A 7,941-nucleotide genomic window follows, 5' to 3' on the forward strand; every position below is an offset into this window, starting at 1 on the left:
CCAGGGCCAGCGCCGCCGCGGTGCCCACCGCCGCCGCGCCGGCCCCGCCGGGCACGGTGAGCAGCGGCAGCAGCAGCGCACCCAGCAGGCCCACCCCGGTCCGGCAGCGGTCCCGCCAGCCGACCGGGTGCGCCGGCGGCCCGTCCGGCCCGGGAGCCGACCGCTCCCCGGCCGGGCCGGGTCGCCGCGGCACCCGGGCGAACAGCTCCTCGGCCAGCGAGAAGACGTCGGCGTGCCGGTACCGCCCGGCGGTGGCCGCGCAGACCCCGGCCGCCTCCAGGCCGGCCGCGATCTCCAGCGGATCGGTGGCCTGCTCGCACAGCTCCCGGTGCTCCGCCATCAGCTCCCGGACCGGGTCCGCCCCGGCCACGGCCATCAGCGCGCCTCCGCCATCGCCTCGGCCGCCTGTCGCGGCCGCCCGCCCGCCACCCAGTACTCGGCCGGGCGGGCGAAGGGCCGCGGCAGCGCCCCGGCCCGGCGCTCGACGGCCGGATAGGCCGGCCAGCGGGTGACCAGCTCCAGGTAGACCTCGCGGAAGGCGGCCACCGCCGGCTCCACCGCGAACCGCTCCTGGGCCCGCAGCCGCCCGGCCAGGCCCAGCCGGGAGCGCCGCTCCCGGTCCGCGAGCAGCGCGCGGCAGGCCACCGCGAGGGCCGCCGGGTCGCCCGGCGGCACCAGCAGGCCGGCCGGGCCGAGCAGCTCCCGGGTCGCCCCGACGTCGGTAGCGATCACCGCCCGCCCGCTGAGCATCGCGCCGACCAGCGCGCCGGACCGCCACCGGGCCCGGCCGGAGAAGACCGCCACCGTGCCGTCCGTCCAGTCGCCCTCCCCCGCCTCGGCGAAGGTCACGGCCGGCGTCAGCTTCAGCCGGTCGGCCAGCTCGGCCAGGTGCTCCCGGTGGCCGGGGCGGCCCTCGGGGCCGCGCAGCAGCAGCCGGGCCGCCGGCAGCTCGGTGCGCACCCGGGCGAAGGCGTGCAGCATCAGCTCGGGGTCGGCGGCCGGCTCCAGCCGCCCGGACCAGAGCAGGGTCGGCTCGGCCGGCTCCGGCCCGGCGGCGGGGCGGTCCACCGCCGCGGTGCCCTGGTAGACCACCCGGATCCGGTCCGGCTCGGCGCCGCAGCGCAGCTGCCACTCCCGGTCGTAGCCGCTGCCGGGGGTGAGCAGGGCGGCCTGCCGGTAGGTCTCGGCGGTCAGCTGCCGGAAGTAGGAGAGCAGCAGCGCCCGCACCGGCCAGCGGTAGGGGGCCTGCCGGTAGCCCAGGTACTGCTCGCGCAGGTGCAGGCCGTGCTCGGTGAGCACGAAGGGCACCCCGTACAGCTGCTTGGCCACCAGCGCGGGCAGCGCCGCCGGCCCGCCGCCGACCACGTGGCACAGGTCGACGCCGCCGAGCCCGCCCGGCCCGCTGCCGTACCAGTCGGCGGTGAGCGGGCGCAGGCACTGCTCCAGCAGGTCGCCGGCGACCAGCACGTCGCGCAGCAGCGGCTGCCCGGCGGCGGTGTCGGCCCCGGGCGAGCGCCAGACCCGCTCCAGCACCCGGTGCGCGTGGTCGGAGGCGAGGAAGGCGGGCAGCGCGCCGTCCTGCCGGGTCAGCTCGGCCAGGGCGTGCAGGCCGACCGCGAAGCCGGCCCGCTCGCGCGGCTGCACCAGCGCCCGGACCAGGTCCTCGTACGCCTGCGCGTAGTGCCGGCGGCGCACCGTGCCGGGACCGCGCCCGCCGCGCGCCGGGCCGCCCAGCGCCAGCCGGTGCACCCCGGGCTGCGGTGCGGGGCCGGGCGCCGCACCGGGCAGCAGCAGGTACCGCTCGAACTCGTGCTCCGGCAGCCCGGCGGCCAGCCGCTCCCCCCAGCCCGCGGCCCCCGCCGGGCCGGGCCCCTCCCGGTCGCGCTCCGGACCGTTCCCGGGCCCGGGCTCCGGGCGGACGACCGCGGCGGGCCCGTCCTGGCGACCCTCGGTGAGCAGGGCAATGCGCATGGCGACCTCCGGTGGGCAGAACTGTGGACGGGTCGGACCGGCCTGACGACACGACGGACACCGGCCCGCACGGCCGGTCGGCACGGCGGGAGACCCGCCCAGGAGTCACGGAGTCACGGAGTCACCGCGGGCGCCCCTACGCCCCGGTACCCGGCCGGCCCCCACGGCCGCTGGGCCGGGCAGCCACCCGGCCCCGACGGCGGGGCCGACCCCGCCCGATGAGCACCTCGACACACCCTCGGGCGCCCGCCCCGCTCGCCGGCGGCCACGCCCCCACAGCTGTTCGGTCCGACAGCACGACGGTAGAACGAGCGCCGCCCCGGACCGCCACCGGTGGCCCGCCTGCCACCTGAACGAGTGAACCCCCGTAACCTCTACCGTTCCTTGACCTTCGGTCAGCCGACCACGCGTCAGCCGCCGGAGCCGCTCTTGCGGATCTTGCCAAGGCCGGAGGCCCGGCGTCGCGCGCCCGGCAGGATCCGCCGGACCGGCCCTACGCCTGCGGCAGCTCGCGCAGGAACTCCCGCACCGCGCGGCCCACCTGGGCCGGGTGCTCCATCATCGCCACGTGCCCGGACTCCGGCAGCACCAGCAGCCGGGCGTCCCGGAAGGCCGCGCAGGCCCGGGCCGCCGAGCGGTAGGAGACGAGCTTGTCGCGCAGCCCGTACACCAGCAGCACCGGCACCTCGATCCGCTCGGCCTGCCGCCACAGCGCCTGGTCGCCGCGCTCGGTGTAGGCCGAGACGATCCCGCGCGCCGAGCCGACCAGCACCTGCATCGCGTAGGGCAGCCCCATCCGCCGCCGGTACTCGGCCACCGCCAGCTCGCGCCGCTCGGCCGGGACCGCCCGCGCGTTGCCCCAGACCAGGTCGAGCAGCCCGTCGGTGGCCTGCTCCACGCTGCGCCCGCGGGCCGGCACCCGGGCGAGCAGCCGGGGCACCCCGGGGACCGCGAGCAGCCCGGTGGGCAGCGCGGTGCGCTGCGGCGGCAGCTCGGGCAGCGCCGGCGAGATCAGGGTCAGGCTGCGCACCAGGTCGGGCCGGAGCGCGGTCAGCCGGACCGCCACCGCGCCGCCCAGCGAGTTGCCGACCAGGTGCACCGGGCCGCGGCCGCTCGCCTCCAGGTAGCCGATCACGGCCCGGACGTGCCCGTTGACCGAGAGGTTGCCGTCGGTCGGCGGCGGCGACCAGCCGAAGCCGGGCAGGTCCAGCGCCTCGCCGCGGACCGTGCCGACCAGCTCGGCGAGCAGCTCGGTCCAGTTGTCGGAGGAGCCACCGAGGCCGTGCACGAAGAGCGCCTCCGGCAGGCCCTCGGCCGCCTCCGCGGTCGGCCCGGTGACCGAGAGCACCCCACCGGGCACCTCCACCGTCCGGGTCGCCCACCGGGCGGCAGGACGCCCACCCGCCCCGCCCGCCGCCGGCGGCGTCGGTTCGGCCCCGGCTCGCTCCTGCTGCTCAGTGCTCATGGGAGAAGATGGTAGTGAGACTCTGGCGCCCACCGGGGTCGCGCGCCGTATTGTGGGCTTCCGACAACCCAAGAGCTGCAGCTTTTCCCGTCCGGGCAGGCGCACAGTTGGTTACCCAAAAGTAGAATCACTGGCCATTGCCCGTGGCTTGCCCACGGGCCCGCCCGCGGGAGCACCCGCGAAGCGGCCCGCCCGTACGACATCGCCAGCAGGAGTGAGGAGCGCCGTGACGGCCATCCAGGAGGCCCAGGACCGCCCGCGCGGCGCGCGGCTGCCGCGTAGCGCCCGCCGTGAGCAGCTGCTCGGAGCTGCCCAGGAGGTGTTCGTCGCGCAGGGCTACCACGCCGCCGCGATGGACGACATCGCCGAGCGCGCCGGGGTCAGCAAGCCGGTGCTCTACCAGCACTTCCCCGGCAAGCTGGAGCTCTACCTCGCGCTGCTGGACAAGCACTGCGACGCGCTGGTCGACTCCACCCGGGCCGCGCTGGACGCGACGACCGACAACAAGCAGCGGGTCGCGGCCACCATGCAGGCCTACTTCGACTACGTGGCCAGCGAGTCCGGCTCGTTCCGGCTGGTCTTCGAGTCCGACCTGACCAACGAGCCCGCGGTGCGCGAGCGGGTCGACCGGGCCGCCGACCTGAGCGCGACGCTGGTCAGCAAGGTGATCGCGGAGGACACCGACCTGCCCGAGGCGGAGGCCAAGCTGCTGGCCGCCGGCGTCTGCGGCCTGGCCCAGATCACCGCCCGCTACTGGCTCTCGCAGGGCCGGGAGATCCCGCGCGACGAGGCGGTGCGACTGGTCGCCAGCCTGGCCTGGCGCGGGCTCAAGGGCTTCCCGATGCACCCCGGCGACCTGCCCCAGGGCCCCGGCTCGGACGCCGACTAGCAGCTCGGCCTGCAGCCCTGCGGCAACTGATCCACCCCGTCGCCACCCGGTTGCTCTAAGGTGAAGCCGTACGGCACGACGGCCGAGAACGCCCGTTCGGATGGGTTCCGGCGGGCAGGCCCGTCGTGCGTGGCAGGCTCACACCCCGGAGGGACGGAAGCCGTGGAGGTCAAGATCGGCGTGGCGCAGGCGCCGCGGGAGATCGTCATCGAGAGCTCGCAGACCGCGGACGAGGTGGAGAACGCGGTCGCCAAGGCGCTGGACGGCACGTCCAAGTTCTTCTCGCTGACCGATGAGCACGGTCGCCGCATCCTGGTTCCGGCCGAGCGGCTGGCCTACGTCGAGATCGGCGAGCAGAGCGCGCGCAAGGTCGGCTTCGGCACCATCTGAGGCCGTCGCCCGGGCCGCTGCCGGCCCGGCCGAGCGTTCTTCGACCCACCTGCCCGCCGGTCCCTCGGGGACCGGCGGGCAGTCTGGTTGGGCCGGCGCGCAGTCCCGTCGGGCCGGCGCGCAGTGTGGTTGGACCGGCGACGCCGGGGGTATGGGTGGGGCCAATCGCGGTTCCCCCGCCGCGTTCCCCCGTCTCCCCCGGAGGCCAGCATGCCGCTGCCGGTCGAAGCCGCCGTCTTCGCGCTGATCGGCCTGCTGGCCGGCGCGGTCGCGCTCTTCGTCGTGCCCGAGTACTTCCCGATGGCGCGCGCCCTGACCCTCGGCACCGCACTGGCCTCGGCCCTGCTCAGCGGCGTGGTCGCCAGCTTCACCCTGGCCGGCGACCCGACTCCGACCGTCGCGGTCACGGTGCTCGCCACCGCGCTGCTCACCTCGGTGCTGGCCCGCCCCGACCTGGCCGCCAAGCGCGGCAGCCACCGCCGCCGCCGGCACGCCGCCTGACGGGCCCGCGAACCGTCCGACTCCAGGAAGCCGGACGGATCCTAGGAGGCCACCGGACGGGCCCTAGGAGGCCAGCCCGAGCGCGCTCATCCGCTTGGTGTGCGCCTCGGTGATCCGGTTGAACATCTTGCCGACCTCGACCAGGTCGAAGCCGCGCACCTCGGCACCGCCGACCAGCAGGTTGGACAGCGCGTCGCGCTCGGCCACCACCCGCTGCGCCTGGCTCAGCGCCTCGCCCATCAGCCGCCGGCCCCAGAGCGCCAGCCGTCCGCCGACCCGCGGGTTGGCCTCGATCGCCTGGCGCACCTTGTCCACCGCGAACTGCGCGTGCCCGGTGTCGCTCATCACCCGCAGCACCAGGTCGCGGGTGTCGTCGTCCAGCCGGACCGCCACCTCGCGGTAGAAGTCGGTCGCGATCGAGTCGCCGACGTAGGCCTTGACCAGGCCCTCCAGCCAGTCCGAGGGCGCGGTGACCCGGTGGAAGGACTCCAGCGGCTCGACGAACGGGGTCATCGACTCGGTCGGGTCGGCGCCGATCTCGGCCAGCCGGTCGTGCAGCAGCTGGTAGTGCGCGAACTCGGCGGAGGCCATCCGGGCCAGCGCCGCCTTGTCGGCCAGCCCGGGGGCGAACTTGGCGTCGTCGGCGAGCCGCTCGAAGGCGCTCAGCTCGCCGTAGGCGAGCGCGCCGAGCAGGTCGAGCACCGCGGCCCGGTAGTCGGGGTCGGCCGAGCAGGTGGCCCAGTCGCCGATCGAGCCCTGAGTCTCCGGTTGAGTCTCCATGGCAGGAAACTCTAGACCGCCCGGCGGCCCGGCAGAGCCGCTGCGGGCCCGGTCGGAGCGCCGTGTCAGACGCGTCACGTGTTCGAGTCGGCCACTGACGGTACAGTGGTACGGAGACCCGTATACCCGCACGGTGTGCAAGCCGCGCGGGTTCGCTTCGTCCGGAGGCTTTCCGGCACGCGGCGCCCGGGGATTCACGTACGCGGATGCCCGGTCGGAGAGCCGATCGGCTCCGACCTTGGCTTGGACCCCAAGCCAGGCACCGCATCAGTGGCCGAGCGAGGGCCGCCGCGGACCGCGCCCTGGGCGCCGGTCCCGCGCCGGACCCCTCACGGGACCTTTCCCCACGCCACGGGACGCCGCCGCCCAGCCAGGGCAGGCCGCGCCCGCAGGCCGCCGGGACCGGCGCGGTCGTGCACGACCTCGCGAGCTCGCGACCAGGGCCTTGACCGGACCCTGCCGCGACCGCTTGGCTGCCCGCCGTCCTCTCGCTCTCGGCCCGCCACACGGAAGAGGCAGCACCCTGTCCACCACGACTGAACCGACGAAGACCACGTTCCGCGAGCTCGGCATCCTTCCGGAGACCGCCGAAGCCCTGGAGTCGGTCGGCATCATCCACCCGTTCCCGATCCAGGAGATGACCCTGCCGGTCGCGCTGACCGGCCACGACGTCATCGGCCAGGCCAAGACCGGCACCGGCAAGACCCTGGGCTTCGGCCTGCCGCTGATCGAGCGGGTCGTGGTCCGGGCCGACGTCGACGCCGGCCGCGCCATCGAGGAGAAGCTCTCCGACAGCCCGCAGGCACTGATCGTGGTGCCCACCCGCGAGCTGTGCACCCAGGTGACCAACGACCTGCAGACCGCCGGCAAGGTCCGCAACGTGCGGGTCCTCGCCGTCTACGGCGGCCGGGCCTACGAGCCGCAGGTCGAGGCGCTGCAGAAGGGCGTCGACATCGTGGTCGGCACCCCCGGCCGGCTGCTCGACCTGGCGGGGCAGCGCAAGCTCGACCTCTCCCAGGTCCGCGCGCTGGTGCTGGACGAGGCCGACGAGATGCTCGACCTGGGCTTCCTGCCCGACGTCGAGAAGATCCTCACCATGCTGCCGACCCGTCGGCAGACCCTGCTCTTCTCGGCCACCATGCCGGGCCAGGTGATCAGCCTCGCCCGCCGCTACATGAGCCAGCCCACCCACATCCGGGCCACCGCGCCGGACGACAGCGGCCACACCGTGGCCTCCGTCGAGCAGCACATCTTCCGCGCGCACTCGCTCGACAAGGTCGAGATGGTCGCCCGGATCCTGCAGGCCGACGGCCGCGGGCTGGCGATGATCTTCTGCCGGACCAAGCGCACCGCGGCCGACGTCGCCGACCAGCTGACCCGGCGCGGCTTCGCGGCCGGTGCGGTCCACGGCGACCTCGGTCAGGGCGCCCGCGAGCAGGCGCTGCGCGCCTTCCGCAACGGCAAGGTCGACGTGCTGGTCTGCACCGACGTCGCGGCCCGCGGCATCGACGTCGAGGGCGTCACGCACGTCATCAACTACCAGTGCCCCGAGGACGAGAAGACCTACCTGCACCGGGTCGGCCGGACCGGCCGCGCCGGTGCCTCCGGCACCGCCGTCACGCTGGTGGACTGGGACGACATCCCGCGCTGGCAGCTGATCAACAAGGCGCTGGAGCTCTCGTTCAACGACCCGGAGGAGACCTACTCCACCTCCGCGCACCTGTACGAGCTGCTGAAGATCGCGCCGGGCACCAAGGGCATCCTGCCCCGGTCCGAGCGCACCCGGGCCGGGCTGGCCGCCGAGGAGCTCGAGGACCTCGGCGAGACCGGTGGCCAGCACGGCGCCGGCCGCAAGGGTGGCGGCGACGACGGAACGGCGGGCGGAAAGCGAACGCATCTGGGCGGTCTCCATCGGGGCAGGGCACACGGGTGCCCCGGACTGTGG

The 7,941-nt window shown here is 75.4% G+C and carries 7 protein-coding genes and 1 pseudogene; 4 read left to right on the top strand and 4 right to left on the bottom strand.

All coding sequences use genetic code 11. The features are described 5' to 3' along the window. The 3 genes and pseudogenes from ACQRUO_RS37410 to ACQRUO_RS37420 all read right to left on the bottom strand — a co-directional run. Window positions 1-376 (bottom strand): annotated as a pseudogene (locus ACQRUO_RS37410) (hypothetical protein); the annotation flags it as partial. Further along, window positions 376-1,971, bottom strand: coding sequence for a DUF3492 domain-containing protein (locus ACQRUO_RS37415; RefSeq protein ID WP_428320641.1), 1,596 nt, complete (start codon window positions 1,969-1,971; stop codon window positions 376-378). The pseudogene ACQRUO_RS37410 and the gene ACQRUO_RS37415, both read right to left, overlap by 1 nt. Before the next feature lie 493 nt (window positions 1,972-2,464). Continuing rightward, window positions 2,465-3,436, bottom strand: coding sequence for an alpha/beta fold hydrolase (locus ACQRUO_RS37420; protein ID WP_428320642.1), 972 nt, complete (start codon window positions 3,434-3,436; stop codon window positions 2,465-2,467). 226 nt (window positions 3,437-3,662) lie between these two features. Here ACQRUO_RS37420 and ACQRUO_RS37425 point away from each other — a divergent pair, with 226 nt between their 5' ends. The 3 genes from ACQRUO_RS37425 (at window position 3,663) to ACQRUO_RS37435 (ending at window position 5,216) form a co-directional block, all read left to right on the top strand. After that, complete coding sequence (locus ACQRUO_RS37425) at window positions 3,663-4,325, top strand: TetR/AcrR family transcriptional regulator (protein ID WP_428320643.1); 663 nt, start codon at window positions 3,663-3,665, stop codon at window positions 4,323-4,325. Between the two features lie 162 nt (window positions 4,326-4,487). Next, on the top strand, window positions 4,488-4,715 hold the full coding sequence (locus tag ACQRUO_RS37430) for a DUF3107 domain-containing protein (RefSeq protein ID WP_428320644.1): 228 nt from the start codon (window positions 4,488-4,490) through the stop codon (window positions 4,713-4,715). 210 nt (window positions 4,716-4,925) lie between these two features. Continuing rightward, a complete protein-coding gene (locus tag ACQRUO_RS37435; RefSeq protein WP_428320645.1) occupies window positions 4,926-5,216 on the top strand; it encodes a hypothetical protein in 291 nt (96 codons plus the stop codon). 63 nt (window positions 5,217-5,279) lie between these two features. Here the strand turns inward: ACQRUO_RS37435 and ACQRUO_RS37440 are convergent, their stop codons facing one another. Next, window positions 5,280-5,996: a ferritin-like fold-containing protein gene (locus tag ACQRUO_RS37440; RefSeq protein ID WP_428320646.1), complete on the bottom strand. Its 717-nt coding sequence runs from the start codon at window positions 5,994-5,996 to the stop codon at window positions 5,280-5,282. Between the two features lie 637 nt (window positions 5,997-6,633). Here ACQRUO_RS37440 and ACQRUO_RS37445 point away from each other — a divergent pair. After that, on the top strand, window positions 6,634-7,941 hold a 1,308-nt coding region (locus ACQRUO_RS37445; protein ID WP_428320647.1), incomplete at its 3' end, for a DEAD/DEAH box helicase.

The organism is Kitasatospora sp. LaBMicrA B282 (genome assembly GCF_050325825.1).
GTDB lineage: Bacteria > Actinomycetota > Actinomycetes > Streptomycetales > Streptomycetaceae > Kitasatospora.

Excerpts from the sequence above, each read along its gene's own strand:
- ACQRUO_RS37440 (WP_428320646.1), bottom strand. The coding sequence starts at position 5,996 with ATGGAGACTCAACCGGAGACTCAGGGCTCGATCGGCGACTGGGCCACC.
- ACQRUO_RS37435 (WP_428320645.1), top strand. The coding sequence starts at position 4,926 with ATGCCGCTGCCGGTCGAAGCCGCCGTCTTCGCGCTGATCGGCCTGCTG.
- ACQRUO_RS37415 (WP_428320641.1), bottom strand. The coding sequence starts at position 1,971 with ATGCGCATTGCCCTGCTCACCGAGGGTCGCCAGGACGGGCCCGCCGCG.
- ACQRUO_RS37420 (WP_428320642.1), bottom strand. The coding sequence starts at position 3,436 with ATGAGCACTGAGCAGCAGGAGCGAGCCGGGGCCGAACCGACGCCGCCG.